The organism is Azohydromonas lata NBRC 102462 (assembly GCF_001571085.1).
Taxonomy (GTDB): domain Bacteria; phylum Pseudomonadota; class Gammaproteobacteria; order Burkholderiales; family Burkholderiaceae_C; genus Azohydromonas; species Azohydromonas lata.
In genome coordinates, this window is the sequence record NZ_BCTC01000333.1 from 1 (window position 1) to 608 (window position 608).

At 71.5% G+C, this 608-nt stretch carries 1 protein-coding gene; it reads left to right on the forward strand.

Annotated features, from left to right (window positions below):
* Positions 1 to 608 (forward strand): L-serine ammonia-lyase (locus ALA01S_RS31370; RefSeq protein ID WP_157119459.1); only part of this gene is annotated, 608 nt, incomplete at both ends.

Sequence of the window (608 nt, forward strand, 5' to 3'; positions counted from 1 at the left end):
CATCCTGCCCGGCGGCTTCAAGGTCAAGCGCCGTGCCGCCTCGTTGCACGCGCACCTGAAGGAGCGCGCCGAGGCCGCCATCGGCGACCCGCTGCTGGTGATGGACTGGGTCAACCTCTACGCGCTGGCCGTCAACGAGGAAAACGCCGCCGGCGGCCGCGTGGTCACGGCGCCCACCAACGGCGCGGCCGGCATCATCCCCGCGGTGCTGCACTACTACGTGCGCTTCGTTGCGGGTGCCAACGCCGCGGGCGTGGCGGACTTCCTGCTCACCGCCGGCGCCATCGGCCTGCTCTACAAGGAAAACGCCAGCATCTCCGGCGCCGAGGTGGGCTGCCAGGGCGAGGTGGGCGTGGCCTGCTCCATGGCCGCGGGCGCACTGTGCGCCGTGATGGGCGGCACGCCCGCGCAGGTGGAGAACGCCGCCGAGATCGGCATGGAGCACCACCTGGGCCTGACCTGCGACCCCGTGGGCGGGCTGGTGCAGATCCCGTGCATCGAGCGCAACGCGATTGCCTCGGTGAAGGCGCTCAACGCCGCGCGCATGGCGCTGCGCGGCGACGGCACGCACCACGTGAGCCTGGACAAGGTCATCAAGACCATGCGCG